Raw genomic sequence first — 25,543 nt, 5'->3', positions numbered from 1 at the left:
GGGGACGATGTTCGGGCAGATCGATCCGCCGCAGCGGCTGCTGATGGGGCCGGGGCCGGTGAATGTGCATCCGCGCGTGCTGCGCGCGATGACGGCGGACATGCTGGGCCAGTTCGACCCGGAGATGACGGGGTACATGAACCAGACGATGGCGCTGTACCGCCAGGTGTTCATGACCGAAAACCGCTGGACCTTCCTGGTCGACGGCACGGCGCGGGCGGGGATCGAGGCCGCCCTGGTCTCGCTGGTCGAGCCGGGGGCGCGGCTGCTGATCCTGCGGGCGGGCCGGTTCGGGCTGCTGCTGTCGGAAATCGCGCAGCGCATCGGCGCCGAGATCCGCACCATCGACATCCCGTGGGGCGAGGTCGCGCCCCCGGAGCAGATCGAGGCCGCGATCATCGAACACCGGCCGCAGGTCTTCGCCACCATCCACGGCGATACCTCGACCACCATGGCCCAGCCGCTGGACGGCGTGGGGGCGATCTGCCGGCGGCACGGCGTGCTGTCCTATGTCGATGCCACGGCGACGCTGGGCGGTATGGCGGTGGCGACCGACGCCTGGGGCGTGGATGTGGTGACGGGCGGATTGCAGAAATGCATGGGCGGTCCGCCGGGCTCGGCCCCCATCACCATCTCGGACCGGGCGGCGGCGCATATCATGGCCCGCCGGCATGTCGAGGCCGGGATCAGGGGCGCCGATGCCCAGGATGGCAGCCGGACGCGGATCGGATCGAACTATTTCGACCTGGCCATGATCATGGAATACTGGTCCGAGAAGCGGCTGAACCACCATACCGAAGCGACCTCCATGCTCTATGCGGCGCGCGAGGCGGCGCGGATCATGGTGGAAGAGGGGCTGGAGGCGCGCTTCGCCCGGCATCGCGCCGCGAGTGAGGCCATGGCCGCCGGATTGCGGGCGATGGGCCTGACGCTGTACGGCCAGGATGCGTACCGCATGGCCAACGTCACCGGCGTGTTCATCCCCGACGGCGTGGATGGTGAGCGCGCCCGCACCCGCATGCGCGAGGAGTTTGAGATCGAGATCGGCACCGCCTTCGGCCCGCTGGCGGGCCGGATCTGGCGCATCGGCGCCATGGGCTACAACGCCATGAAGCACAAGGTGCTGATCACGCTGGGCGCGCTGGAAGCCGTGCTGGCCGCCGAAGGCCACGCCCTGCCGCGCGGGGCCGGCGTGGATGCCGCCCGCGCGTCCTACGAGGCCATGCCCGGGGCCGCACCCGGGGCCGCGTCATGACGGACCCGTATCCCCGCGACCTGGTCGGCTATGCCGGCCATCCGCCCGATCCGCGCTGGCCGGGGCAGGCCCGGGTCGCCGTGCAGTTCGTCATCAATTACGAGGAAGGGGGTGAAAACTCGGTCCTGCATGGCGATGCGGGGTCCGAGGCCTTCCTGTCCGAGATGATCGGTGCCCGGTCCATCCCCGGCGCGCGGGCCATGGCCATGGAAAGCCTGTACGAATACGGGTCGCGCGCCGGTTTCTGGCGCCTGCACCGGCTGTTCACCGAGCGGTCGCTGCCCGTGACGGTCTTCGGCGTGGCGGCGGCGATGGCGCGCAATCCCGACGCGGTGGCGGCCATGCTGGGGGCCGGGTGGGACATCGCCACCCACGGCCTGCGCTGGATCGATTACCAGGACATCCCCGAGGATGTGGAACGCGCCCATATCCGCGACTGCATCGCGCTGCATACCGCCCTGACCGGATCGCGACCGGTGGGGTGGTACCAGGGGCGCACCAGCCCGAACACCGCCCGCCTGGTCGCCGAGGAAGGGGGCTTCGTCTACGACGCCGATTCCTATGCCGACGACCTGCCCTATTACGACCGCAGGTACGGGCGACCGCAATTGATCGTCCCCTATACGCTGGACGCGAACGACATGCGCTTCGTCGCCCTGAACGGCTTTACGGAGGGCGAGCAGTTCTTCCGCTACCTGCGCGACACGTTCGATGCGCTGTACGAGGAAGGGGAATCGGCGCCCAAAATGATGTCGGTCGGCCTGCATTGCCGTGTCGCCGGCCGCCCCGGACGGGCGCGGGCGGTGGCGCGCTTCCTGGACCATGTCATGGCGCATGATCGCGTCTGGGTCGCCACCCGGCTGGATATAGCCCGCCATTGGCTGGAGGTTCACCCCGCATGACCATCGGCATCATGGACCGGGTCAACCGGCTGGACCCGGCGGATTTCGTCGCCCTGTTCGGCGCGCTGTACGAACATTCGCCCTGGGTCGCGGCACGGGCGGCGTCCCTGCGGCCTTTTCCGGACCCGGACGCGATGCTGGCGGCCATGAACCAGGTGCTGAATCGGGCCACCGACGCCGAGAAGCTGGCGCTGGTGCGCGCGCATCCCGAACTGGCGCGGCGGGCCGGGGTGGACCCGACCCTGACACAGGCCTCGGCCGCCGAGCAGGCATCCGCCGGGCTGGACCGTCTGTCGCCCGAGGAATACGCCCGGTTCAACCGCCTGAACGACGCCTACGCCGCGCGCTTCGCCATGCCGTTCGTGATCTGCGTGCGGTTGTCGGACAAGGATTTCATCCTGTCCGAGATGGAACGCCGCGTCGTCCACACGCCGGAGCAGGAGGTGCGGACCGCGATCGTGGAAATCGGCAAGATCGCCAGGCTGCGCCTGGCCGACGCCCTGGCGCGGCTGGAAAAGGAAGCCGTGATCACCCTGTCCAGCCATGTGCTGGACCTGGTCTCCGGCCGGCCGGCCGCCGGGATGGACATCGCGTTGTGGTCGGGCGCCACACGCCTGTTCAGCGGGCGAACCAACGGGGATGGGCGTTGTCCGGACCTGGCCGGGATCGGTGCCCTGGCACCGGGCGCCTATCGTCTGGAATTCGGGGTTGCGGCGTATTTCCGGGGGCAGGGCGTGGCGCTGAGCGACCCGCCGTTCCTGGATATCGTGCCGATCGCCTTCGGCATCGCCCCGCCTGTGGACGGGAAGGGCGGGCACTATCATGTGCCGCTGCTGGTCTCCCCGTACGGGTTTTCGACCTATCGGGGAAGCTGAGAGAGGTTGCCGGCCCGGGAAAACCGGGCCGGCATTCCGGGTCAGACCAGCTTCTGCTTCAGCGCCGCGGTCAGTTCGCGCGTGCCGGCGGTGCCGCCCAGGTCGCGGGTGCGGACCGTGCCCTCTGTGATGACGGACTGGATCGCGCTTTCGATCCGGGTGGCCAGATCCGCGCGGCCGACATGCTTCAGCATCATGTTCGCGGCCATCAGCAGCGCCAGCGGGTTGGCGACGTTCTTGCCGGCGATGTCGGGCGCCGAGCCGTGAACGGCCTCGAATACCGCTGCCTTCTCGCCGATATTGGCGCCCGGGGCCAGGCCCAGGCCGCCGACCAGGCCGGCCGTCAGGTCGGACAGGATGTCGCCGAACAGGTTCGTGGTGACGATCACGTCGAACTGCCACGGGTCGATGACCAGCTGCATGGCGCACGCATCGACGATGCGCTCGTTGCACTCGACGCGGCCTTCATATTCCTTGGCGACCTTGCGGCCTTCTTCCAGGAATAGGCCGGTCAGCAGCTTCAGGATGTTGGCCTTGTGGACCAGCGTCACCTTCTTGCGGTTGTTCTTGACCGCGTATTCGAAGGCGAAGCGGACAATGCGGTTGCATTCGGCGCGCGAGTTGTAGCCGGCGCCGGTCGCGATCCCGTGCGGGTCGTCGCCCACCGGGATGTAGCTTTCCATGGCGGCGTAGTAGCCTTCCAGGTTCTCGCGCACCAGGACCAGGTCGATCTTGTCGAAGCGGCCGCCGGGGACGATCGTGTGCGTCGGACGAAGATTGGCGAACAGGCCGAACTCCTGCCGCAGCGTGACGTTGATCGACTTGAAGCCGCCGCCGACCGGGGTGGTCAGCGGGCCCTTCAGGGCCAGTCCGGTGCGATGGATGCTGGCGATCGTCTGCGGCGGCAGCGGATTGCCGGTGGCGTCGACCGCCGCCATGCCCGCGAGCTGGTTGTCCCAGTCGAACGGCGCGCCGACGGCCGCCAGGATCTCGGTCACGGATTCCGTGATTTCGGGTCCGATCCCATCGCCGGGGATCAGGGTAGCCGGAATGGTCTTTTCAGCGGACATTGTCGAACGTCTCCCTCTGTGCAGTCTGACAGGTCCGGGCCACGGACGATCCGTTCGCGAGGCGGAACCGCCATGCCGGAACCCGTATGGTCCCAGTGTCCCGCCAATGCATTCTTACGGGATATCCCGGATCGGCAGGCCACGTGACATAGTGACTAGGCCCGTGGCCGACGGGTGACAATTCCACTCCCCGCCGCCTCGGGTGCTTTCCCGGTCACATTATCCGGCGCTATCCCGCGCTATTCCGCGCCGATCGGGGCACATGCGGCATGCAGCCATGCCGTGGGTGCAGCCTCCAGATGCGGGGCAAGCGTTTCACAAACCCGTGCATGGTACGCATCGATCCATGCGGTTTCCTCCGCCGTCAGCAGGGACGCGTCGATCAGCCGCCGGTCGAACGGCGCCAGCGTCAGCGTCTCGAACTCCAGGAACGACCGGTTGGGCTCGGCCGGTGCCGGGCGGGCCAGCAGCAGATTTTCCAGCCGGATGCCGAAGGCGCCGGGCCGGTAATATCCGGGTTCGTCGGACAGGATCATGCCGGCCTCGACCGCGACGGGCCGATAGACGGGCGAAATCGAACACGGTCCCTCATGGACCGACAGATAGCTGCCGATGCCGTGGCCGGTTCCATGGTCGTAATCCATTCCCGCCTGCCACAGCGCATAGCGCGCCAGCCCGTCCAGCGCGTGCCCGGTGGTGCCCACCGGAAAGCGGGCCCGCGCCAGGGCGATATGCCCCTTCAGCACGCGGGTGAAGGCGTGGCGCACATCCTCCGGCCCTCGGCCGGCGCCGGTCCAGATCGTGCGCGTGACGTCGGTGGTGCCGAACGGATACTGCCCGCCGCTGTCGATCAGATAGACCTCGTCCGTCCCGATCGTCCGGCTGCTTTCGGGGGTCACGCGATAATGGATGACCGCGCCGTTGGGGCCGGCCCCGGAAATCGCGGGAAAGCTTTCCTCGCGATAGTCCGGGCACAGGGCGCGGAACGCGTCCAGCCGGTTCGCGGCGTCCAGTTCTCCCGGCCTTATGCTATCCGGGCCCACGCCCTCGGTATCCATCCAGTGCAGGAAACGGCAGAGCGCGATCCCGTCCAGCAGATGCGCCCGCCGTGCGCCGTCCTGCTCGACATCGTTCTTCCGGGCGCGGGGCAGCACGCACGGGTCGCCGCCGCGCGCCACCGTCGCCCCGGCCGCCTCCAGCATCTGGATGAACCATATGGCGGTCCCGACCGGATCGACGCGCACCCGCCGTCCGGCCAGCGCCGCCAGTGCCGCCTCCAGCCCCGCCGGCTCCACGATCGTCACCTCGGGGCCCAGCCACGCCGCCGTGTCCTGCGGCAGGCGCGCGGGGTCGATGAATAGGTCCACCCGCGCATCGTCATGCAGGATGGCGAAGGCCAGGCAGACGGGGGTGTATTGAACGTCATGGCCCCTGACGTTCAGCAACCAGGCAATGGCGGTGGGGTCGCCCAGCACGGCGGCATCCTGGCCGTCCGCCTTCAGGATGGCGGCCATCCGTGCCCGCTTGGCGGCGCTGTCCTCGCCCGCGAAGGCCAGGGGCTGCGGCATGCAGGCCGTGGCGGGTGCCGCCGGCCGGTCGGTCCAGATGCGGTCCACCGGGTTGGCCGCCATCGGCACCATGGTCAGCCCGCAATCGAGGAAGGGCTGCAACCCGGCCTCGCCGACCAGCCGCGGGTCGTAGCCGATCCGCTGGCCCGCCCCGGCATGGGATGCCAGCCAGCGGGCCGGCGGCGTGTCGCGCAGATGCAGGCGCGACCAGGCCGCGCCGTCCACCTGCTGGTCCATCTGGGTGACATAGCGGCCGTCGGAAAACACCGCCGCCGGCCCGTCGCGCAGCACCACGGCCATGCCGGCGCTGCCGGTGAACCCGGTCAGCCAGGCCAGGCGCTCGGCACAGGGTGCGACATATTCGCCCAGATGCTCGTCACCGCGCAGCAGGATGAAACCATCCACGTCCATCTGCCCCAGCACGGTCCGCAGGGCAGGGAGGCGGGAAGCGATCGCCGTCATGTCGTCGTCCTCTTGCGCAGCACCAGGGTCGTCCAGTCGCCTTCGGTCAGGCGCCGTTCCAGTACCAGGCCCTGGCGCCGGTGGGCGGCCAGCACCATCCCGGCCTGGCTGTTCAGCAGTCCGGCCAGGATCGCGGTGCCGCCAGGCGCCAGGTTCAGGGCCAGGTCCCGCGCCATCATGCAGAGCGGGCGGGCCAGGATGTTGGCGAAGACCAGGTCGAACGGCGCATACCGCTTCAGCCCGGGCGTGCGCCAGCCATTGCCCAGCCGCGCGGTGACCAGTCCGGACAGGCCGTTCAGGGCCGCGTTCTGCGCAGTAGTGCGCACCGACCAGGGTTCGATATCGACTGCCAGTACCGGGCGGTGCAGCAGCGCCGCCGCCGCCATGGCCAGGATTCCCGACCCGCAGCCCATGTCCAGGATGCGCTGCGGGCGGCGATGCGCCACGCTTTCCAGCGCCCGCAGGCAGCCCCGGGTCGATCCATGTTCGCCCGATCCGAACGCCATCCCGGCATCCAGCGTGATGGCGATGCGGCGTGACGCGGCAGGGGCGTCCAGATGCGTGCCGCGCACGACGAAGCGCCGCCCGACCGTCTGTTCGGGAAACGAATCATAGGTCCGGGCCAGCCAGCCCTCGGCCTCGGTCCGCACGCGTTCCAGTTCCGCCGCGTGGCCGGTCACGGTCGCGGCCAGTGCCAGCGCACCCGTCAGTTCGCTGTCGCCGTAGCCGACATCGCGTACGCCTTCGACCCGCCACAGGATCTGGCTGTCATCCAGTTCGAAAATGCCGATGGTGGTGCAGACGACCGACAGCGCGTCCTCGTACGCCATCACGGCCTCGGCCGGGACGGTGACGGCAATGGTTTCCAGTTCCGTCGCATGCCGACGGGTCAGAGATGTCATGGGATCTTCTCGACAAATGTATCCAGGACCCGTTTCGGGCCGGCTTTCTCGAACGCGACTTCCAGCCGGTTGCCCTCGACGGACGATATGGTTCCGTATCCGAATTTCTGGTGGAAGACCCGCGTTCCCACCGCCATCGCGGCAGTCGGGCCCTTTTCCCCCACATCGGTCACGCGCGGCCGCCGCGCCATGACCGGGAAGGCGGTGGAAGAGAGGGGCGCATGGCCGAACGTCCGCGACCGTGCCTGCGCCGCGCCCCCCGTGGTGGTGACGTGCTCGGCCGGCAGTTCCTCGATGAACCGGCTGGGGATCGCCGATTGCCAGTTGCCGTAGATGCGCCGGCTGGCGGCGTGGCTGATGACGGCCCGGTGCCGCGCCCGGGTAATGCCGACATAGGCCAGGCGCCGCTCCTCCTCCAGCCCCTTCAGGCCGCCCTCGTCCAGGGTGCGCTGGGACGGGAAGACCCCTTCCTCCCATCCCGGCAGGAAGACGGTGTCGAATTCCAGGCCCTTCGCGCCGTGCAGGGTCATGATGCTCAGGCGCTCGGCGCCGGCATTCTCCTCGTTTTCCATGACCAGCGCGACGTGTTCCAGGAAGCCGCCCAGGCTTTCGAAATCCGCCAGGGCCCGCACCAGTTCCTTCAGGTTGTCCAGCCGTCCGGGCGCCTCGGGCGAGGTATCGGCCTTCCACATGTCGATATAGCCGCTTTCTTCCAGCAGCGTTTCGACCACCACCACATGCCCCTCGCGCGGCAGGGCCTCGCGTCCGCGCGCCAGGCAGGCCATCAGCGCGGTCATCTGCTCGCGCGCGCGGCCCTTCAGCGCGCCCCGCGCGATCAGGTCCATCACGGCGGCGGCCAGAGGCATCTGGCCCTCGCGCGCGGCGACATGGAATTTCTGCATCGCGGCCGCGCCGATGCCGCGCCGGGGCACGTTGATGATCCGCTCGAACGCCAGGTCGTCCGCCGGCTGGTTCAGCACCCGCATATAGGCCATGGCGTCGCGGATTTCCGACCGCTCGTAGAATCGCAGCCCGCCGACGACGCGATAGGGCAGGCCCAGGGTGATCAGCCGTTCCTCGAACGCGCGGGTCTGGAATCCGGCCCGCACCAGGATCGCGATTTCCGCCAGGGAATGCCCCCCGGCGCGCAGCCGCTCGACCTCCTCGCCCACCAGGCGGGCCTCGTCGTCCGAATCCCAGACCGACGCCACGCGCACCTTCTCGCCCGATGCGTCCTCGCGTCCCGGGCGCAGGGTCTTGCCCAGCCGCCCGTCATTATGCGCGATCAGGCCGGACGCCGCCCCCAGGATCTGGGCGGTGGAACGGTAATTGCGTTCCAGCCGCACGACGGCGGCTCCGGGGAAGTCCCGTTCGAAGCGCAGGATGTTCTCGACCTCGGCCCCGCGCCAGGAATAGATCGACTGGTCGTCGTCGCCCACGCAGCAGATATTGGCGGGCTGGCCCTCGCGCTGGGCCAGCAGGCGCAGCCACAGATACTGGATCGTGTTCGTGTCCTGGTATTCGTCCACCAGGATATAGCGGAACAGCCGGTGATACTGGGCCAGCACGTCGGGCCGGGTCCGCAGGATCTCGGTCACGTGCAGCATCAGGTCGCCGAAATCGCAGGCGTTCAACTGGACCAGCCGTGCCTGGTAGGTGGCATAGATCGGGCGGCACTGCCCGCCGGCGAAGTCGCAATCCTCGGCCGGGGTCACGCGTTCGGGCGTCAGGCCCCGGTCCTTCCAGCGCTGGATGACGCCCAGGATACCCTGCGGCGGCCAGCGCTTGGTGTCGATGCGCAAGGGTTCGATCACCTGCTTCAGCAGGCGCAACTGGTCGTCGGTGTCCAGGATCGTGAAGCCGCTGCCCAGGCCCACATATTCGGCGTGGCGGCGCAGCATGCGCGCGCACAGGGCATGGAACGTGCCCAGCCACAATCCCTCGACCGGCTCGCCCAGCAGGGCGCCGATCCGCTCGCGCATTTCGCGCGCCGCCTTGTTGGTGAAGGTCACCGCCAGGATCTGGTATGGCCGCGCCCGGCCCGACAGCAGAATATGGGCGAAGCGGGTGGTCAGGACGCGCGTCTTGCCGGTGCCGGCGCCGGCCAGGACCAGCAACGGACCGTCGGTCGTCTCGATCGCCGCCCGCTGTTCGGGATTGAGCCGCTGAAGGTAGTCGGGACGATCAGCGGCGGGACGCTCGGGGAAGGGGGCTGGGGTCTGGGTCACGATTTCCGTATAGGGCGTCCGGAGATTATGACCAAGCTTATGCGCGCGCATTCGCGCGGGCAGGCGGGTCTGTGGCCAGGCGTGAAAGAGAGGATGGAATGACACGGACGGGCGGGGATGGGGGGAAAGCCCCCCGACAGAGTGCCCCGTTCAAGGAGACCGGCCCCACCGGGCACCGCGCCCGGATGCGCGCGCGCGTGCTGGCATCGGGCGCCGGGTCGCTGGCCGATTACGAAATTATTGAAATGCTGCTGTTTTCCGGCGTGCCGCGCCGCGATACCAAGCCGATGGCCAAGGCGCTGCTGAACCGGTTCGGCAGCCTGGGCGCCCTGCTGTCGGCGCCGGCCGATGCCCTGCGCGCGGCGGGCCTGTCGGACCGGGTGGCGCTGCCGCTGATGCTGCCGGCCAGCGTGGCCGAGCGTCTGTCGCGCCCCGACCCGCTGACGCGCACGCCCATGCGCGACTGGGATGCCGTGCTGGCCTATTGCGACACGGTCCTGACCGGCGCACCGCCCGGCCAGTTGCGGATTCTCTTCCTCGACAGCAGCAACCACATCATCGCCGACGAAGCCCTGGACGCCGCGCTGGATACGGGGGAACTGGACCTGGTGCAGCGCCATATCCTGCTGCGCGCGCTCGACCTGCACGCCACCGCCTTCGTCGGCATCCGCATCGCCCCGGTCTGGCCGCCCCCCGCGGCGCTGGTCGAGCGTGACGCCGTGCTGATGCAGGCTATTTCCTACCATGCGCAGAACCTGTCCCTGACGGTGCAGGACCACCTGATCCTGCACCATGGCCAGTGGCTCAGCCTGCGGCAGCAGCGGCGGCTATAGGATGGCCGTCATTCCGCAGCGGGGTGCAGGTGCGCCGCCGCAAGCTGGCTGCGGATCGCGGCCAGAAGCTCGCCGGGATCGGCCACCAGGGCATCCGCCCCGGCCTCGGTCAGTTCTTCCTCGCCGCCATAGCCCCAAAGCGCGCCCAGCGCCCGGACATGATTCGCATGCGCCCCGCTGATGTCGTAGCGACGGTCGCCGACCATGACGGCGCGGCCGGCCGCAATTGCGTGCTCGCGCAGCAACTGCCCGATCAGTTCCGGTTTTTCCGCCCCGCTGTCATCGGGCCGCGCGCCGTACAAGGCGGTGAAATATTTCGTCAGCCCGCGCAGATCCAGGATCGCGCGCGCCAGATGCACCGGCTTGGACGTCGCCAGGAACAGCCGCGCGCCGGATGCCGCCACCGTTTCGATGACATCCTGCATGCCGGCGAACACGGCACTGCGATGCATGCCGTGGCGTTCGTAGTGATAGCGATAGAGTCGGACAGCCTCTTCGGCCCGGTCGTCGCCATAATGTTGCAAGACCCGGGCGACCAGATCGTGCAGCGGGGGGCCGACTACCCAGGTCAGGTCTTCCTCGGGATCGGGTTCATGCCCAAGATCGCACAACGAATCGTGCAGGGAGCCGATAATTCCGGCACGAGAATCGACGATCGTGCCATCGAGATCAAGAAGAACCGCATCGTGACGGTTCAAGGACGACAGGACATTCATACCGGCGATAATCCTTTAGGCTCCATGAGTATTCTATATACGCACGCAATCGAGCCGTTGCGACCGTCACCCGAGGCATCCGGCCCTGTACCAGGCGGGACCTGCCGATGAACCTGCCCCCCACGGACCGTGCGGGCGCCCCTGGCGGCTCCCCACACGACGCTGCGGACGATACCGCGCTGCTGGCCTCGATTCTGGCCCTGGCCCTGCCGCCCGGTGCCGATCCGGCGGATGCCGCCCGTGCGTTGCTGGCGCGTTTCGGCACCATCGGCGCGGTCTTCGCCGCCGACCCGGCGGAACTGGCCTCGGCCGTCGCGGGACGGTTGCAAATCCGCGTGATCGTCCCGCTACTGCGCGAAGCCGCGATCCGCCTGATGCGCGCCCGCATCAGGCAGGGCGACCTGCTGTCCTGCCACGATGCGCTGATGGCCTATCTGCAGGCGTCGCTGGCGCGGGACACGGTCGAACAGTTCCGCGTCCTGTTCCTGGACCGTGGTACGCGGCTGATCGCCGATGAGGTCCTGGCCCAGGGCACGATCGACCAGACCCCGGTCTACCCGCGCGAGGTCATGCGCCGCGCCATCCAGCTGAAGGCCAGCGAACTGATCCTGGTCCACAACCACCCCGGCTGGAACCCGACCCCGTCGCGCGAGGATATCGCCATGACCCGCCGGCTGGCGCAGATCGCCACCGTGCTGGGCCTGACGGTCCGCGATCACGTGATCGTCGGAAACGGCGCTTCGATCAGCTTCCGCCAAGCGGGCCTGCTTTAAAGGATGTGACATGACCGGAACGAACTTCGCTGCCAAACGCATTCTGCTGACCAACGACGATGGAATCGACGTGCCGGGCCTGCAGGTCCTGGAACAGGTCGCGGCCATGCTGTCGCCGGAGGTCTGGGTGGTCGCCCCCGAACACGACCAGAGCGGTACGTCGCACGCGCTGAGCCTGCACGACCCGCTGCGGATCAGCGAAAAGGGGGTGCGGCGTTATGCGGTGCTGGGAACGCCGGGCGATTGCGTCGTCATGGGCGTTTGGCACCTCATGGCCGGGCAGGGGCCGGACCTGATCCTGTCCGGGGTCAATCGCGGTGCCAACCTGGGGATCGAGACCGTCTTTTCCGGCACCGTGGGGGCGGCCATGACGGGAATGTTGCTGGGGATTCCCTCGATCGCGCTCAGCTAGGCGTTTACCGCCGGCCAACCGGTGCGCTGGGACACCGCGCGCACGCTGGCCGCCGGGGTGATCCGCCGCATGCTGCCGCTGGACTGGGCCACCGGCGCCTGCCTGAACGTCAATTTTCCCGATTGCCCGGCCGGCCAGGCCGGCGCGCCGATCCTGACCAGCCAGGGGACGGGCCTGCTGGACGGGGCTGATATCCTGCCGCGCACCGACCCGCGCAACGGGCAGGATCACTGGCTGACCCTGACGCGATCCCCCAGGGCGGACGAGGCCGGCACCGAAACGGCGGCCCTCGCCGCCGGCCACATCGCGGTCACGCCCCTGCGGTTCGAACGCACCGACGATGCCGTCCTGGCGCGCATGCGCGCCAGGTGGGACTCCGCCCCCAGGCCCTGAACGGGCGGTGGGATCAGAACGTGACCTTGACGTTACCGGTCAGGCCGCTGTCGGTGGAGTGGTCGCCATACTGCCCGACATAGGAGAGGCCGACATTCAGCCTGTCGGTCAGCTTCGCCTGCAGCCCCGCCTTCAGCACCGCCGCGTCGGTGGACAGCGGCACGCCCGCGACGTCGAACGCGTTGCCGCCGGCCAGGAACGCCTCGCGCGTGGTCGGCGTGGTCAGGCCGAAGGCGTGGCGATAGCCCAGCGTCGCATTGGGCGTCAGCGCGACGCCGCCCACCCGGACCGTGCCGGCGAACCGCGCCCCGAAGGTCGAGTAGGTGTTTTGTCCCGGGATTTGGTGGTGCGGATTATGTATGAACCGTGATGGTTCTTTTTCCCACTGCTGACAAATGAATTCATATGGAGTGAGGCCGCGCAGGGTCTTGAGCCTGCGGGCGAAATTGTAGGCGGTAACGAAGTCGGCGAGGTGTTGACGCAACTGGTCATGTGTTTCGTAGTAGAAGCGCTTGACGGTGGCGTCCTTGATCGTGCGGTTCATCCTCTCGACCTGGCCATTCGTCCAGGGATGTCGCGGCTTTGTCAGTCGATGCTCGATATCGAGATCAGCACAGGCCAGTTCAAAAGAGTGGCACCGGAACAGGACACCATCCGCCCGCATGGCCTTGATGTCTTCGGGTGTCCATCCATTGCCGGCCGGATCGGTAAAATGCGTGCCGTTATCGGTCAGCACGGTATGGATGCGGTAGGGAACCGCAGCGGCCAGAGCACGCAGGAAGTCACCGGCAACGCGACGTGTCGCTTTCTCGTGCAATTGGACAAAAGCGAATTTCGAGGTCCGGTCGATCGCCACCAGAAGATAAAGGCGCCCCATTTCAGTGCGGACTTCAGCAATGTCGATGTGAAAATAGCCGATCGGATAACTCTTGAACTTCGACCGTTTTGGTTTGTCGCCTTCGGTCTCGGGCAGGCGGCTGATCCCATGGCGCTGAAAACAACGGTGCAGGGAAGATCGCGTCAGATGCGGGATCGTCGCCTGAAGCGCATAAAGGCAATCATCAAGAGGCAGCAGGGTATGGCGACGGAAGGCCACAACGATCGCTTCTTCTTCGGTCGACAGGATGGTTGAGGATGCGACCTTCGGACCGGTGCGTCGATCCGACGTATCGGTCCGCCCCTTCCATTTGGCGACCGTCTTCGGGTTGATCCCGTAGCGTTTCGCCAGAACCCTCAGGCTCTCTTGACTATGTTGTATCGCTCGACGGACTGCCGCTGTCGTCGTGGCGCTTCCGTGGTGAACCTGGCCCATAGCGCATCCTTCCACTCATGTGAAAATAATGCACCACCAAATCCCGGGACCAAACAAGTAGGTGACGCCGGTATCCATGGCCCGGCCGGCCAGCGCCGCCGGGCCGCCATGCTCAATGTAGCCGTTGGTGTGCAGGTTGACATAGGCGACGTTCGCGAAGGGCTCGATCATCGCCGGGCCGGCATCGAGGCGATAGCCCAGGTCGCCGAAGGCCTGCGCGGTGCCGCCGTCATAGTCGGTGTTCAGCCGGTTGGAGAACCCGGTGAACCCGACATTGCGGGTGGTGGACAGCATGTTCCAGCTATAGGTCGCCCCCGTGCGCAGGGCCAGGCGGCCCCAGTGGGTGCCGGCATACAGGCCCAGGCTGACATTGCTGCTGTGCCCGTACGAGGACACCGCCCCGCTGTCGAACGAGGAATGGCCGTAGCCGACCAGGCCGCCGACCTGCCAGCCCAGCACCGGCGCATCCGCGCCCAGCACGAAGCCGCCGACCGAATGGCCCATCCCGGCGGCATTGCCGTTGCCGCCATTATGCCCGAACGAGCCGTAATCCTGCATCCACACCGATGCCCGGTCCGGCTGGCAGGCGCCGTCGGTGGGCTTTCCTCCGGCGGCGGTTTTCATGCCGCTGGCGGCACCCGGCGCGCACTCCACGCCGCGCAGCCGTTCGACCGCGGCGTCGCGCACGTAATAGCTGTCCTGGACCAACGCGGTGCGCGCCGAGGCGTGGAGTTCACCCGACAGGCTGTTCAACGCGTGCCGCGCCGTGGCCGCGTCGGTCTGCACCAGCGCGTCATACAGGGCACCGCTGGTCGTGCCGGACAGCCCGTTGCCGGCCGCGACCTCGTTGCGCGTGGTGGCGACGCCCGCGAAATCCAGCGTGTTGCGCCTCAGGCTCAGGAACACGTCGTCGGAATCATAGGCCAGGGTCGGTGTCAGGAAGGCCAGATTCGTCAGCACGCCGGCAAACTGTCCGGTTACCCCGCCGCCCGCCGTCAGGATGGTGTAGCGCGTGGTCGTCCAGTTTCCCGCACCCGCCGTGACCGCGACCGTGCCGCCCTGCAGCGTGGCGGCACCGGTGACCGCCACATGTCCCAGCGCCGCCGCCGGCGTCACGTCCACCTGATAGGTCGAGCCCGCTGCCATGGTCAGGTTGCCGTTCACATGCAGCGTACCCACGCCGGCATCACCCGGCGCCAGCGTGCCGGAGACGGTGGTGGTGCCGATGGTGCCGGCGCCCGCCAGCGTGCCCGCCGTATCCACAGTCACCGGACTGGCGATCGCGCCGTCGACCTGCAGCGTGCCGGCCGCGACTTCGGTGCCGCCGCTATAGGTGCTGTTGCCCGCGAGCACCAGCGTGCCGGCCCCGGTCTTGACCAGGTCCCCCGGCGTTGCGCCGTCGCTGATCGTGCCGGCCAGGGTGTCGGTGCCGCTGTCGATCTCGACCGTCGGGTCGCCGTTCAGGACGATCGCATTGCCCAGCGTCAGGCCATTCGTTCCGAAGGCCAGCGCCGTGCCCTGTGCCATGTCCAGCACCCCGGTTCCCAGGGCCGTATTGCTTCCCACCGTCAGGGTGCCGGCCTCGATCGTCGTGCCACCGCTGTAGGTGTTGGCACCGGTCAGCGTCTCGTTACCCCCCGCAATGGTCAGGCCGCCGGTTCCCTGGATGGTGCCGCTGAAACGATCGGCGGCGTTGGTCAGGGTCAGGATGCCGGCAAGATTGGCGGTGCCGGTACCGGCCAGCGAGGCGGCGGCGGCGCTGCCCCCGATGGTCAGGATTCCATTGTCGGTAAAGGTGCCCGCGAGCGATATGCCGGCGGCGCCGTTATCAAACTGGAGCGTTGCACCGTTGTTGATCTGCATCGACGCGGCGATGGAGACGGCATTCGTCGATCCGGTCAGCGTCCATACCGCCGAATCGGTCACAAGAAACCTGTCGAATCCGGAATATTGAACGGTTCCGGTCCAGGATGTCGGCGTTGTCGTGACGATCTGCGACAGGTTGAACGTGCCGTTGGCCGTGCCGCCCAATTCCAGGGTGTCGCCCCCATTCGTGGTGCCACTGGTGCTGACGACATTGCCGGTAAAGCCATACCCACTTTCCAGTTTCAGCGTGTTGCCGCCACCGCTGAGGTCAACGGCATCGGCCTGCACACCGGCAGCGGAGACACCGCCGCTGATCTGGCCGGAGGTGACGATCGTCGATCCCCCCGTGCTGGTCACGCCGACCCCGCCGCTTCCATCGATGCCCTTGCCGTCGCCGTCGCCACTGCCGCCATCGCCGCCCGTTATGGTACCCGTATTGGTCAGGGTGAAGCCGCTGCCGGTGACGCCGCCGCCGCCATGACCACCATTGCCGTTGCTGTTATGGCTATCCTGGCCATAGCTGTCATTGCCGCCGTCGCCGCCGTCGCCGCCGTCGCCGCCGTTGCCGCCGTTGCCGCCCGTTATGGCGCCGGAATTGGCCAGGGTGAAGCTGCTGCCGGCAACGCCGCTTCCGCCGTTGCCACCGTTGCCGCTGTCGAAGTCAAAGCCGCTGCTGCCATTGCCGCCTGTTACGGTGGCGGTGTTGGTCAGGCTGAAACCGCTGCCGGTAACGCCGGTTCCGCCGTTGCCGCCAGTGGGGGGAGGGGTGAAATAATTGCCATTGCCGCCCGTTATGGTGCCGGAATTGGTCAGGGTGAAGCCGCTGCCGGCAACGCCGCTTCCACCGCTTCCGCCGCCGAGGCCGCCTGCTATCGTGCCCGAGTTGGTGAGGGTGAAGCCGGAGCCCGCAACGCCGGTGCCACCAAGGCTGCCGTTGTAGCCATTGCCGCCTGTCACGTTGCCGGAGTTCGACAGGTTGAAGTTTGTACCGCCGACACCGTTGCCGCCGCTGCCGCCGGTGTAGCCGTATCCACCGCCGCCACCGGCTATGGTACCGGCGTTGGTCAGGGTGAAGTTGCTACCGGCAACGCCGGTTCCGCCGCCGCCGCCGCCGCCAATGCCCGTGGTGTTGACGCCGAATCCGGCGTACTCGCCGCCGAAGCCGCCCCGAATGGCCGCACCGGCATTATTGATCAACGTAACCGAACCAGAACCAGAGCCCGAGGCGTAGACGCCCGCGCCGCCACCGCCGCCGCCGCCGCTGTTCATGACCGGCGCGCCATTGCCGCCATTGCCGCCATAAGCACCGGAAACAGAGGAATTGTTGGTCCAGCTACCCGCCGTCACCGTCGTGCCGACGCCCCCGCCAGCACCCCCGCCAGCGCTCCCGTTACTGACGCTGCCGTCGAGGCCGCCACCGCCGCCGGCGCCATTGCCCTGATTGCCGATCTGGCCGCCCGCGCCGCCGCCACCACCACCGCCGAAGCCGGTCCCGCCATAGCCGGCGGAAGAACCACCGACGCTGCCCCCCGCGGCATTATTTCCAGAAGAAGATCCCCCCGTACCGCCGCCGACACCGGTGCCCGTGCCGCCGGCGCCTGACGTTCCGTCCGCACCACCGGCATTGAAGTTCGAAGCGCCCGTCAGGGGAGAGGTCACGACCACGGTCTGGGCCGACGCCTGATGGGGCAGGGCCAGCCGGAGGGCGCAGAGGATGGCCAGGCTGGAGACCGAGACACGCAACCGGGCGCTGGCGCCATGCGTGTGGCGCCCTGTTCGTGGCGTGGTGGCACGACGGATGAGCGCGAGAAACGATTCTGGTTCGGAAGAGGCTTGCTGGATAACGGTCATGGGTGTGGTGACGGTCTTTCTGAGGGTTGCGACCAGGGTGCGGCGGATCATATGACCCGAACCCCGTTCGGGTTGGCGTTGGGGTGGTTCCAGAACGCGTCGTCGGCGAAGCGGGCGATCAGGTTGGGGGGCAGCAGGTTCCGCCGCGGCTGCCAGCCGATGGCGGGACGGATCTGATGCAGCCCCGGCGTGCCCATGCGCCGGTCGAAGGCTTCGGCGTCGAAGCGGATATTCTTCAGGTCGTGGGCGAAATTCGTTTCCCCGATGAAATCGTAGACCGCCGACAGCACCCGTCGCGGGTCCTGGACCAGGGTTTCGTAACGGACCAGCATTAGCCGGTCGGTCTGCTCGCCATAGAAGGCTTCCTTCAGGGCGTTGTAGCCGTAGCCCAGCATGCCGTCGGCCCGTGCCACGGCCTCGGCCCGCGTATAGACCGAGCCGGCGGAATCGAAATTGAACATGCCCGACGCCGCCAGGCAGTTCCGGCGGACCAGCCGTTCGATACTGTCGAGGATCCAGGGCACGTCGCGGACGCAGGCGATGACCCGGCAGCCGGGAAACAGGTCGCCCAGCAGAGGCAGGCAGTTGCTCCACGCCCGGTTGGTATCGAACACGGTCCGGGACGTGAAATCGTCGCCATAATAATTCTCGAACACCCCGCGCAGGATGCGTCGGCGCTGTTCGTCGGTGATGAAGGACGCGAATTCGTTATTCGCGCTCATCCCGTCCAGCAGCTTGCGGACCAGGCCGCAGACAGGGCTGCTCATGGACGCGGTGAAGCGGGGATTCTGCCGCAGGATGGCCGCCAGCAGCGTCGAGCCCGAGCGGGGAAGTCCCGAGATGAAGTGCATTACGCCGCTATGGTCGGGAAGGATGGTTTGCAAAATGCCGTCATCGAAAATCTGCCCGTCGTACTCTGCTTGCCGCTCGTCGTGTCGTGGGACCGCGCCCCCACGCCGATGCCGGCGAAAGAGATAAGCAACGTAGGCTGGAAGAGGACGGTCAAAATATGATCGAGATCAAAACGCATGACCTATAGAACCGGGAATGCGACCTGATCGGAAGTATTGTCGGTAAATATATCTACGCTGTACCTATCCTGCAACTACCGTGGATTCTGCAACTACCATAGCGTCACCACATATTTTGTCCGGAATCGGTTTTTTCAGACACGCTTGCGATGTTTCCCACCTGTCAGGTTGCGGCAGGGGGAGGAATCGGGACGTAAAAAATATCGTATCCCCCAACAAGACTATTGCAAGGAACCATCTAATGATGGCTATCTTGCATAGACAGGTTCTGCGTTGGTGCGGGACCGGTCCGAGGATCGACACGCCGTGGACCCTAATCTTGTCCAATTCAAAAAGGGGGTGCTGGAACTCTGCGTCCTGGCGCTTCTCTCGCGCGCTGACTCGTACGGCTACGACATCGCCAGCCGTCTGTCGGATGCGATCGATATGGGGGAGGGTACGATATACCCGCTGATGCGTCGCATGCAGAAGGACGGGCTGGTGTCCACCTATCTGGTGGAATCGTCCTCGGGCCCGCCGCGAAAATATTACCGCCTGACTGAAGGCGGTCGGAAAAATCTGGATGCCCAAAAGGCTGCATGGAACGATTTCACGCGCTCTGTCGCCGCCGTCCTGGAGCAGGATCAGGAGAAGACGCCATGAATGAGCGACAAACGTTCCTCCGCCGCCTGAAGGCCGGCCTGAAGGGGATGCCGCGACCTGCCATCGACGACATCATGGCCGATTACGAAGGGCATTTCGATGCCGGCCTGGCCGCCGGCCGTAGCGAGGCCGATGTGGCCGCCGCCTTGGGCAATCCGTCGCGCCTGGCGCGGGAACTGCGTGCCGAAGCCGGCTTGCGCCGGTGGGAGGACGAACGCAGCCTGGCCTCCGCCCTGGGCGTGATCGTGGGCGTATTGGGGCTGGCGGCACTGGACCTGTTCATCGTCCTGCCGCTTCTGGTCGCGGCCGTGACCACCGTCTTCTCGTTCTTCATCGCCGGCGTGGGGATCTGCCTGGGGGGCAGCCTGGCGCTGCCGTTCGCCATCATCACAAATTTCCCGGGCTTCGCCGGCGACCGGTTGCAGGCGGTGTTGCTCAGCATGGGCCTGCTCAGTGGCGGGGCATCCCTGGTGGCGTTCTGCATCCTCTTCACCATCGGGCTGGTCAATGTCCTGGCCCGGTACGGGCGTGCGCACTATCGGCTGATCGCCGCAGATGCCTGACGGGCAATAAGTTTTAAAAACAATCGAATATAGCGCGATATCAATCCATACGCGCAGGAGGGCTCGATGATTCGCGGGATCATATTGGTGGCCGTGGGCGGTGCTGCATTGTCCATGGCCTGTTTCGGGGTCGCCTCCGTCCGGGGGCCGATGGGCTGGCATGTCCCCGATCTGGGCGTATTGATCGATGACGATGGGGACGCGCCCCAGTCACCGATGGCATCGCGCACCCTGGACTGGAAGGGCGGCGAGGCGCTGACCTTCGAACTGCCGGCCACCATCGTCTATACGCAGGGGCCGACATCCAGCATCACCGTCAGCGGCCCGAAACGGGCCATCGATCGGGTCACGCTGGATGACGACGTGATCGACCTGGATCATGAATCGACCCGAAGCTGGCATATCCATCACCTGCGGATCGTCGTGACCGCGCCGGGATTGAAGGCGTTGACCGTCCGTTCCGCCGGATCGCTGACCCTGCAGAACGTGGCGGTGGATCATCTGCGCCTGACCGTGGAAGGGGCCGCCGACGTGGTCGGCCATGGCAGGGCGGATGCGATCACGCTGAACGTGGCCGGCGCGGCCCATGCCGACCTGTCGGACATGGTCGTAAGGGACGCCGATATCGATATCGAAGGGGCAGGGCATGTCACGGCCGGCCCGACGGGACGCGCGTCCATCCACCTCAGCGGCATCGGCGCCGTGGAACTGACCAGACAGCCTGCCTCGCTGACGAAGGATATCGAGGGGCTGGGCACCGTGACGGTGGATGAGGCCGCGAAGGGAACCTCGCTGTAGGACAAGTCCCGGGGCAACCATGCCGCTTTTGGGGCGATCATGACCACATGGCGTTCCTGCCAGGGCCACGCATCGCGACCCGGCTATGAGGAGGCTGTGACATGACGATCCTGGTCATCGGGGGGACGGGCACGATCGGCTCCCAGGTTCTGGCTTATCTGGATGGGCAGGGCGGGGAGGTTCGCGTCCTGACGCGCGCACCCGACACGGCCCGGCTACCGGCCGGCACCGTCCCCGTGAAAGGCGATCTGTCCGACATCGATTCCGTGCGCGCCGCCATGGACGGCGTCGACACGCTGTTCCTGCTGGCGCCGAACGCCGCGGACGAGCTGACACAGGCCATGCTGACGCTGAACGTGGCGCGCGAGGCCGGCGTGAAGGGCATCGTCTATCTGTCTGTGTTCAAGGGGGAGGAATATGCCGATGTTCCCCACTTCATCGGCAAATACGCGGTCGAGCGGATGATCGCGGATTGCGATCTGCCGGCCACGGTGCTGCGCCCGGCTTATTTCTTCCAGAACGATGTCCGGCAGAAGGACGCGCTGCTAACGCAGGGGCTCTACGCCAGCCCGGTCGGCACCAAGGGCATCTCGATGGTCGATACGCGCGACATCGGCGAGGCCGCCGCCCCGCTGCCGCGCGAGACGTATGAACTGGTCGGGCCGGACGGGCTGACCGGTGCTGCGATCGCGGCGATCTGGAGCGAAATCCTGGATCGTCCGATCCGCTATGGCGGCGACGATCTGGATACGATGGAACAGCGTCTGCGGGCGTTCGCGCCGGCCTGGCAGGCCTATGACCTGAAGCTCATGTTCCGCCGCTATCAACAGGACGGCGCGACGGCGACGGCAGCGCAGATCGACCGCCTCACGACATTGCTCGGCCATCCGCCACGGTCCTATCGCGATTTCGCCCACGCGGTGGCGAGCGAATGGACCGCTCCATGACGACCGTTTCGATCTTCATGCCGGACGGCCGGACCAGGTGGCTGTCCGCGACTTTCCTGAAGCCGTATTTCTCGTAAAATCCCTGCGCGTTCAGTGTCGCGTCAAGAATTGCGGAACTGTTTCCAGCTTCCCTGATCCGATCCAGGGCGAAGTGAAGCAGAATCGTGCCAATCCCCTGGCCGGAGGCGGCACTCTGCACGAAAATCATGGAAATGCGGTTCGCGAACAGGCCTAAAAATCCGACGGGATCGTCCGCTTTATAGGCGATCCAGCAACTGCCCAGTTCCACTGCCGTCGTATAATCGTCCGATGCGCGTCCTTCGAACCACGCGGACATCTGCGTGTCGGAGTAATGCGATGCGCAAAGACCGAGGACGGAATCCTTGTGTATCGCGAATATCAGCGCGCAATCATCAGGCTTCGCCCGCCTGATATAAAGGGCCGCTTCCATTGGTTTCGATCCCAATCAGCTGCATGACGTTTCCCAAGCCTCTCCGCTCAGGTCAAAAAAGTCAAAGTGCCGGTCGGTTTTATTCTGGATCGGGAAGGGAACGATCCGCCCAAGAAAGGTAGAGCAGCCGGATGCATTGGTAGACGATGACTGTCGCCGTCAGGAGTAATATTATTTCTGTCGCAAGGCGGGGCAGCAGGAAATCTACCCGGCGTTGCGCGGCCGCGAGGAGTTGCCAAAGCAGAACGCCTAATCCGGTATATGTCAGCAATAGCGCCCCCATCAGTCCTTTCTCCCGCGCGGCACCTGCAAGCGCCTGCTGGCGCTCGTCCCATTCGAAGACGGGACCCAGAGCCTGCGCGAATTTGTAGACGAGTCCGCTCAACCATCCTGAGAGACCGATCTGGACATACATGAACAGTAACGGAGAGGGATGCGGGCTTATCGACAGCCAGGTCAGATTGACGATTGTCAGCAACAGGATCAGGGCAGGCCGCCAGCGATAACGGACGGACGCGGGATCGCGCTTCATGTCCGGATTGTCTGCGAGGACCGGCATGCCGATCCGGTCCATGCCCTGTGCGAAGGCTTTCGCCGGAACATCCAGGAACGCCGCGATCGAGCGGTCGGGCGTCGACCACGGATTGACGGGGACCATCTATACGTACCCACGATACATCATGAACCGTTCCTCATCGCACGCCGCATCTGTTCCGCAACGGATTCGAACGGTTCCAGCGAGAACACCATGTCCACCTCGACACCCAGGACGCGGCAAATCTTCAGGGCCAGTTCCAGGCTCGGCTTGTAGTCGCCGCGCTCCAGATAGCCGATGGTCTGAGGATTGACCTCGACCGCCTCGGCCAGGGCACGCCGTGTCAGACCGCGCTCCGCACGAAACATCGCAATCCGGTTATGCATCCAGTCAATCCTTGATCATGTTGTGCATACACAACATATGTATCCCTGTCAGCAAGAACTTGTTGTCGCGACGCGGGCAGTCGCCATCAGTTGGGCGGCGACTTTCGCGGGGCAGGCGCCGGACGGAAGTGTGACACTCGTGGGTGGGCCTCCCGGGCCCGCCCACACAGGAGTATCGTATAATATATATTATGCCAACAAGACTGCGCGTGGCAGTGTGCGGGATGGAGGAGGACGATCATCGCGCCGCCGGGGTTTCGCGTTGCGGTTTCTCGGCTACAACAGGTGCATACGGGGTTTTTCCGACGATTGGGACTGCATGACCATCTCCTGCGTGCTGGGGTTCGCCTTTTCCGGTATCGACGCGATCCCTGTCCGGGTCGAGGTGCAACTGGCGTCGGGGCTGCCGTCCTTCCTGATCGTGGGCCTGGCCGACAAGGCGGTGGCCGAGGCGCGGGAACGGGTCCGCGCCGCGCTGTCCGCCATGGGGCTGACGCTGCCGGCCAAGCGGATCGTCGTCAATCTGGCCCCCGCCAACATCGTCAAGGAAGGGTCGCATTTCGACCTGCCGATCGCGCTGGCTCTGCTGACGGCGATGGGCGTGGTCCCGTCCGAGGAAAGCGGCCGCTTCGCGGCCATCGGCGAACTGTCCCTGGACGGACGGATCAATCCCGTGCCCGGCGTCCTGCCGGCGGCGCTGTGCGCGGTGGACCAGTCGCGCGGCCTGATCTGCGGCGCGCAACAGGGGCACGAGGCCCGCTGGGCCGGTGACGGCCTGGACATCCTCGCCCCCGACTCCCTGCTGGCGCTGGTGAACCACATGACCGGGGAACAGGTCCTGCCGCCGGTCGAACTTCCCGAGCGCCTGCCGGTCGAATCCATCGGAACGGGGCCGGACCTCGCGGACGTGCGCGGCATGGAAACCGCCCGGCGCGCGCTGGAAATCGCGGCGGCGGGGGCGCATTCCCTGCTGATGACCGGGCCACCCGGCGCCGGCAAGTCGATGCTGGCGGCCCGCCTCCCCTCGCTCCTGCCCGACCTGACCAGCACCGAGATCCTGGAGATCAGCCGCATCCACAGTATTTCCGGGCACCTGCCGATGGGCCTGCCGGTCTTTCGTCCGCCCTTTCGCGACCCGCATCATTCGACCAGCCAGATCGCGCTGGTGGGCGGCGGCAACGGCAACCGCATCCGGCCCGGCGAGGTCAGCCTGGCCCATCGCGGGGTGCTGTTCCTGGACGAACTGCCGGAATTTTCCCGCGCCGCGCTGGAGGCCCTGCGCCAGCCGATCGAAACGGGTACCATCACGGTGGCGCGGGCCTCGGCGCATGTCACCTACCCTGCCCGCTTCCAGCTCGTCGCGGCAATGAATCCCTGCCGGTGCGGCTATCTGGGGGATGCGTCGCAGGAATGCCGCAAGGCGCCCCGCTGCGGCGAGGAATATCTGTCGCGCATTTCCGGCCCCATGCTGGACCGGATGGACATGGCCGTGCATGTCGAACCGGTCTCGCCGGCCGAATTGGCCGGCCTGCCGACCGGCGAAAACAGTGCCGCCGTCGCCGCCCGCGTCGCCGTCGCCCGCACGCGGCAGACCGCGCGCCAGGACGGGCTGACCAACGCCGAAGCCCCGCCTGACCTGTTCCCCACCAGCACGGCGGCGCGCGATTATGCGGTGCGCGCCGCCGACCGGCTGCGCCTGTCGGCGCGCGGATTCACGCGCCTGCTACGCGTCGCACGGACGATCGCCGACCTGGCGGGAGATGAGGAGACCGGCCAGCCCCACGTCGCCGAGGCCGTCAGCTATCGCCTGCGCCGGCCAGACCGGCGTTAGCGTCTTATGAAAAGACGCCATTTTCTATGGGGCGGTTCGACCTTTCTCGCCTCGCCGTCCCTTGCCCGGCCTGCCCCGCCTTCTGTGATCTCGGACTATGAAAACGGCACCGGGGGGCACATCGGTCTGTATGCGGAAAATGTGAAGACAGGCGCGAAGCTGACCTGGAGGGCACGGGAACGCTTCGTCATGTGCAGCACGGTCAAGGCGTCCCTTGCCGCCTGCGTGCTGTCGCGCGTCGATCGCGGTCGCGACAGGCTGGAGGACATCATTCCCTACAGCGCCAGCGATATACAGGATTGGTATGCCCCCGTGGCAAAGGCGAACCTGGCCAGGGGCGCGATGTCGGTCGGCGACATGTGCCAGGCGGCGGTCGAGCAAAGCGACAATACCTGCGCCAATATTCTCCTCGCCCGTATCGGCGGTCCATCGGCGCTGACGGCATTCTGGCGCGGGATCGGGGACCGGGAAACGCGCCTTGACGACCCAGAACCCTATCTGAATCGCACCCCGCCCGGCGGCGTACGAAACACGACTACGCCCGCGTCCATGGCCACGATAATGCGGTCTCTTGTTCTCGGGCGGGTTCTGTCCGACGCATCGCGGGCCATCTTCACGCGATGGCTGGTCGGGTGCCGAACCGGTGACGACCGGTTGCGCGCCGGCCTTCCGCCCCATTGGGTCATCGGTGACAAAACGGGCAATAACGGCCGCGATGCCGCCGGAGACATCGCAGTGGTCTGGCCCGAACGCGATGTCCCGATCATCCTGTGCGTCTACACGCGAGGCGGATCGCCAACGCAGCAGCAATTCCGCACGGCCTTCGCTGGCATCGCGCGTGTCGTGGGGACGCGGCTTTATCCCGGGATTTGACAGCCCTGCGCCTCACCACCCCTGCCCCTCCAGGTCGCCAACATGGTCGGCGATCTGGGACGACCGGC

The 25,543-nt window shown here is 66.7% G+C and carries 23 protein-coding genes and 3 pseudogenes; 14 read left to right on the top strand and 12 right to left on the bottom strand.

Annotated features, from left to right (window positions below):
* Nucleotides 1-7: 7 nt before the first annotated feature.
* From GDI_RS09500 to uraH, 4 genes and pseudogenes are all read left to right on the top strand, one after another.
* Nucleotides 8-1,255 carry a pyridoxal-phosphate-dependent aminotransferase family protein gene (locus GDI_RS09500; protein ID WP_081482872.1) on the top strand — a complete coding sequence of 416 codons (1,248 nt, stop codon included), beginning with the start codon at nucleotides 8-10 and terminating at the stop codon, nucleotides 1,253-1,255.
* Nucleotides 1,252-2,157 (top strand): allantoinase PuuE, encoded by a 906-nt coding sequence (gene puuE, locus GDI_RS09495; RefSeq protein WP_012225679.1) that lies wholly within the window; start codon nucleotides 1,252-1,254, stop codon nucleotides 2,155-2,157. Before GDI_RS09500 ends, puuE begins: the two co-directional genes overlap by 4 nt.
* Before the next feature lie 11 nt (nucleotides 2,158-2,168).
* Nucleotides 2,169-2,678 (top strand): annotated as a pseudogene (uraD, locus tag GDI_RS20280) (2-oxo-4-hydroxy-4-carboxy-5-ureidoimidazoline decarboxylase); the annotation flags it as partial.
* Between the two features lie 3 nt (nucleotides 2,679-2,681).
* Nucleotides 2,682-3,032, top strand: a complete 351-nt coding sequence (uraH, locus tag GDI_RS20275) for a hydroxyisourate hydrolase (protein ID WP_231854317.1) — start codon at nucleotides 2,682-2,684, stop codon at nucleotides 3,030-3,032.
* A 41-nt stretch (nucleotides 3,033-3,073) separates the two neighbouring features.
* On the opposite strand, the gene GDI_RS09485 is transcribed toward uraH, so the two are convergent.
* The 4 genes from GDI_RS09485 to GDI_RS09470 all read right to left on the bottom strand — a co-directional run bounded on the left by GDI_RS09485 (nucleotide 3,074) and on the right by GDI_RS09470 (nucleotide 9,313).
* Nucleotides 3,074-4,102, bottom strand: a complete 1,029-nt coding sequence (locus GDI_RS09485; protein ID WP_012225675.1) for an isocitrate/isopropylmalate dehydrogenase family protein — start codon at nucleotides 4,100-4,102, stop codon at nucleotides 3,074-3,076.
* 239 nt (nucleotides 4,103-4,341) lie between these two features.
* Entirely contained in the window at nucleotides 4,342-6,132 is a 1,791-nt protein-coding gene (locus GDI_RS09480) for an aminopeptidase P family protein (RefSeq protein ID WP_012225673.1), read from the bottom strand.
* Entirely contained in the window at nucleotides 6,129-7,034 is a 906-nt protein-coding gene (locus GDI_RS09475) for a 50S ribosomal protein L11 methyltransferase (RefSeq protein ID WP_012225671.1), read from the bottom strand. Before GDI_RS09475 ends, GDI_RS09480 begins: the two co-directional genes overlap by 4 nt.
* Nucleotides 7,031-9,313: an ATP-dependent helicase gene (locus GDI_RS09470; RefSeq protein WP_231854087.1), complete on the bottom strand. Its 2,283-nt coding sequence runs from the start codon at nucleotides 9,311-9,313 to the stop codon at nucleotides 7,031-7,033. Before GDI_RS09470 ends, GDI_RS09475 begins: the two co-directional genes overlap by 4 nt.
* A gap of 47 nt (nucleotides 9,314-9,360) precedes the next feature.
* Here GDI_RS09470 and GDI_RS09465 point away from each other — a divergent pair, with 47 nt between their 5' ends.
* The gene (locus GDI_RS09465) at nucleotides 9,361-10,095 is read left to right on the top strand and encodes a JAB domain-containing protein (RefSeq protein WP_012225667.1); all 735 of its coding nucleotides are present in this window, start codon (nucleotides 9,361-9,363) and stop codon (nucleotides 10,093-10,095) included.
* A gap of 8 nt (nucleotides 10,096-10,103) precedes the next feature.
* On the opposite strand, the gene GDI_RS09460 is transcribed toward GDI_RS09465, so the two are convergent.
* On the bottom strand, nucleotides 10,104-10,811 hold the full coding sequence (locus tag GDI_RS09460) for an HAD hydrolase-like protein (RefSeq protein WP_012225666.1): 708 nt from the start codon (nucleotides 10,809-10,811) through the stop codon (nucleotides 10,104-10,106).
* A 107-nt stretch (nucleotides 10,812-10,918) separates the two neighbouring features.
* Here GDI_RS09460 and GDI_RS09455 point away from each other — a divergent pair, with 107 nt between their 5' ends.
* From GDI_RS09455 to GDI_RS20265, 3 genes are read left to right on the top strand one after another with little or no spacing between them, the layout of a single operon-like run.
* A complete protein-coding gene (locus tag GDI_RS09455) occupies nucleotides 10,919-11,584 on the top strand; it encodes a JAB domain-containing protein (RefSeq protein WP_012225665.1) in 666 nt (221 codons plus the stop codon).
* 10 nt (nucleotides 11,585-11,594) lie between these two features.
* The gene (gene surE, locus GDI_RS20270) at nucleotides 11,595-11,996 is read left to right on the top strand and encodes a 5'/3'-nucleotidase SurE (protein WP_012225664.1); all 402 of its coding nucleotides are present in this window, start codon (nucleotides 11,595-11,597) and stop codon (nucleotides 11,994-11,996) included.
* A 21-nt stretch (nucleotides 11,997-12,017) separates the two neighbouring features.
* Nucleotides 12,018-12,389, top strand: coding sequence for a SurE domain-containing protein (locus tag GDI_RS20265; RefSeq protein WP_231854086.1), 372 nt, complete (start codon nucleotides 12,018-12,020; stop codon nucleotides 12,387-12,389).
* 13 nt (nucleotides 12,390-12,402) lie between these two features.
* On the opposite strand, the pseudogene GDI_RS20260 reads toward GDI_RS20265, so the two are convergent.
* The 4 genes and pseudogenes from GDI_RS20260 to GDI_RS09435 all read right to left on the bottom strand — a co-directional run.
* Nucleotides 12,403-12,663: pseudogene (locus tag GDI_RS20260) on the bottom strand (autotransporter outer membrane beta-barrel domain-containing protein); the annotation flags it as partial.
* Between the two features lie 51 nt (nucleotides 12,664-12,714).
* Nucleotides 12,715-13,701 (bottom strand): annotated as a pseudogene (locus GDI_RS09445) (IS481-like element ISGdi9 family transposase); the annotation flags it as partial.
* Nucleotides 13,702-13,716: 15 nt separating this feature from the next.
* A complete protein-coding gene (locus GDI_RS20490; RefSeq protein WP_197535937.1) occupies nucleotides 13,717-17,469 on the bottom strand; it encodes an autotransporter outer membrane beta-barrel domain-containing protein in 3,753 nt (1,250 codons plus the stop codon).
* Entirely contained in the window at nucleotides 17,466-18,302 is an 837-nt protein-coding gene (locus GDI_RS09435) for a sulfotransferase family protein (protein WP_012225658.1), read from the bottom strand. The genes GDI_RS20490 and GDI_RS09435 overlap by 4 nt, the downstream gene beginning before the upstream one ends.
* Nucleotides 18,303-18,725: 423 nt before the next feature.
* Between GDI_RS09435 and GDI_RS09425 the strand changes: the two genes are divergently transcribed.
* The 4 genes from GDI_RS09425 (at nucleotide 18,726) to GDI_RS09410 (ending at nucleotide 21,399) form a co-directional block, all read left to right on the top strand.
* Nucleotides 18,726-19,091, top strand: coding sequence for a PadR family transcriptional regulator (locus tag GDI_RS09425; protein WP_231854085.1), 366 nt, complete (start codon nucleotides 18,726-18,728; stop codon nucleotides 19,089-19,091).
* On the top strand, nucleotides 19,088-19,654 hold the full coding sequence (locus GDI_RS09420) for a DUF1700 domain-containing protein (RefSeq protein ID WP_012225650.1): 567 nt from the start codon (nucleotides 19,088-19,090) through the stop codon (nucleotides 19,652-19,654). The genes GDI_RS09425 and GDI_RS09420 overlap by 4 nt, the downstream gene beginning before the upstream one ends.
* A gap of 66 nt (nucleotides 19,655-19,720) precedes the next feature.
* On the top strand, nucleotides 19,721-20,452 hold the full coding sequence (locus tag GDI_RS09415) for a GIN domain-containing protein (protein ID WP_012225648.1): 732 nt from the start codon (nucleotides 19,721-19,723) through the stop codon (nucleotides 20,450-20,452).
* 101 nt (nucleotides 20,453-20,553) lie between these two features.
* Nucleotides 20,554-21,399, top strand: a complete 846-nt coding sequence (locus tag GDI_RS09410; RefSeq protein WP_012225646.1) for an SDR family oxidoreductase — start codon at nucleotides 20,554-20,556, stop codon at nucleotides 21,397-21,399.
* On the opposite strand, the gene GDI_RS09405 is transcribed toward GDI_RS09410, so the two are convergent.
* The 3 genes from GDI_RS09405 to GDI_RS09395 form a co-directional block, all read right to left on the bottom strand.
* Nucleotides 21,320-21,850, bottom strand: a complete 531-nt coding sequence (locus GDI_RS09405; protein ID WP_012553004.1) for a GNAT family N-acetyltransferase — start codon at nucleotides 21,848-21,850, stop codon at nucleotides 21,320-21,322. The two genes, GDI_RS09410 and GDI_RS09405, sit on opposite strands and share 80 nt — an antisense overlap.
* A gap of 79 nt (nucleotides 21,851-21,929) precedes the next feature.
* A complete protein-coding gene (locus GDI_RS09400; protein ID WP_012225644.1) occupies nucleotides 21,930-22,508 on the bottom strand; it encodes a hypothetical protein in 579 nt (192 codons plus the stop codon).
* 20 nt (nucleotides 22,509-22,528) lie between these two features.
* On the bottom strand, nucleotides 22,529-22,771 hold the full coding sequence (locus tag GDI_RS09395) for a helix-turn-helix transcriptional regulator (RefSeq protein ID WP_012225643.1): 243 nt from the start codon (nucleotides 22,769-22,771) through the stop codon (nucleotides 22,529-22,531).
* Between the two features lie 319 nt (nucleotides 22,772-23,090).
* Between GDI_RS09395 and GDI_RS09390 the strand changes: the two genes are divergently transcribed.
* Together GDI_RS09390 and bla are read left to right on the top strand one after the other, a co-directional pair.
* Nucleotides 23,091-24,602, top strand: a complete 1,512-nt coding sequence (locus tag GDI_RS09390) for a YifB family Mg chelatase-like AAA ATPase (RefSeq protein ID WP_012553003.1) — start codon at nucleotides 23,091-23,093, stop codon at nucleotides 24,600-24,602.
* A gap of 6 nt (nucleotides 24,603-24,608) precedes the next feature.
* The gene (gene bla / locus GDI_RS09385) at nucleotides 24,609-25,475 is read left to right on the top strand and encodes a class A beta-lactamase (RefSeq protein WP_012225639.1); all 867 of its coding nucleotides are present in this window, start codon (nucleotides 24,609-24,611) and stop codon (nucleotides 25,473-25,475) included.
* Nucleotides 25,476-25,543: the final 68 nt, after the last annotated feature.

It is taken from the genome of Gluconacetobacter diazotrophicus PA1 5, assembly GCF_000067045.1.
GTDB classification, from domain to species: Bacteria; Pseudomonadota; Alphaproteobacteria; order Acetobacterales; family Acetobacteraceae; genus Gluconacetobacter; species Gluconacetobacter diazotrophicus.
Note: the sequence above shows the minus strand (reverse complement) of the source record. Positions and strands in the feature narration are given on the sequence as shown.

Bases quoted from the DNA above. Each gene is read 5' to 3' on its own strand.
- GDI_RS09500 (WP_081482872.1), top strand. From the start codon at position 8: ATGTTCGGGCAGATCGATCCGCCGCAGCGGCTGCTGATGGGGCCGGGG.
- puuE (WP_012225679.1), top strand. From the start codon at position 1,252: ATGACGGACCCGTATCCCCGCGACCTGGTCGGCTATGCCGGCCATCCG.
- GDI_RS09485 (WP_012225675.1), bottom strand. From the start codon at position 4,102: ATGTCCGCTGAAAAGACCATTCCGGCTACCCTGATCCCCGGCGATGGG.
- GDI_RS09480 (WP_012225673.1), bottom strand. From the start codon at position 6,132: ATGACGGCGATCGCTTCCCGCCTCCCTGCCCTGCGGACCGTGCTGGGG.
- GDI_RS09475 (WP_012225671.1), bottom strand. From the start codon at position 7,034: ATGACATCTCTGACCCGTCGGCATGCGACGGAACTGGAAACCATTGCC.
- GDI_RS09470 (WP_231854087.1), bottom strand. From the start codon at position 9,313: ATGCGCGCGCATAAGCTTGGTCATAATCTCCGGACGCCCTATACGGAA.
- GDI_RS09465 (WP_012225667.1), top strand. From the start codon at position 9,361: ATGACACGGACGGGCGGGGATGGGGGGAAAGCCCCCCGACAGAGTGCC.
- GDI_RS09460 (WP_012225666.1), bottom strand. From the start codon at position 10,811: ATGAATGTCCTGTCGTCCTTGAACCGTCACGATGCGGTTCTTCTTGAT.
- GDI_RS09455 (WP_012225665.1), top strand. From the start codon at position 10,919: ATGAACCTGCCCCCCACGGACCGTGCGGGCGCCCCTGGCGGCTCCCCA.
- surE (WP_012225664.1), top strand. From the start codon at position 11,595: ATGACCGGAACGAACTTCGCTGCCAAACGCATTCTGCTGACCAACGAC.
- GDI_RS20490 (WP_197535937.1), bottom strand. From the start codon at position 17,469: ATGATCCGCCGCACCCTGGTCGCAACCCTCAGAAAGACCGTCACCACA.
- GDI_RS09420 (WP_012225650.1), top strand. From the start codon at position 19,088: ATGAATGAGCGACAAACGTTCCTCCGCCGCCTGAAGGCCGGCCTGAAG.
- GDI_RS09415 (WP_012225648.1), top strand. From the start codon at position 19,721: ATGATTCGCGGGATCATATTGGTGGCCGTGGGCGGTGCTGCATTGTCC.
- GDI_RS09410 (WP_012225646.1), top strand. From the start codon at position 20,554: ATGACGATCCTGGTCATCGGGGGGACGGGCACGATCGGCTCCCAGGTT.
- GDI_RS09405 (WP_012553004.1), bottom strand. From the start codon at position 21,850: ATGGAAGCGGCCCTTTATATCAGGCGGGCGAAGCCTGATGATTGCGCG.
- GDI_RS09400 (WP_012225644.1), bottom strand. From the start codon at position 22,508: ATGGTCCCCGTCAATCCGTGGTCGACGCCCGACCGCTCGATCGCGGCG.
- GDI_RS09395 (WP_012225643.1), bottom strand. From the start codon at position 22,771: ATGCATAACCGGATTGCGATGTTTCGTGCGGAGCGCGGTCTGACACGG.
- GDI_RS09390 (WP_012553003.1), top strand. From the start codon at position 23,091: ATGACCATCTCCTGCGTGCTGGGGTTCGCCTTTTCCGGTATCGACGCG.
- bla (WP_012225639.1), top strand. From the start codon at position 24,609: ATGAAAAGACGCCATTTTCTATGGGGCGGTTCGACCTTTCTCGCCTCG.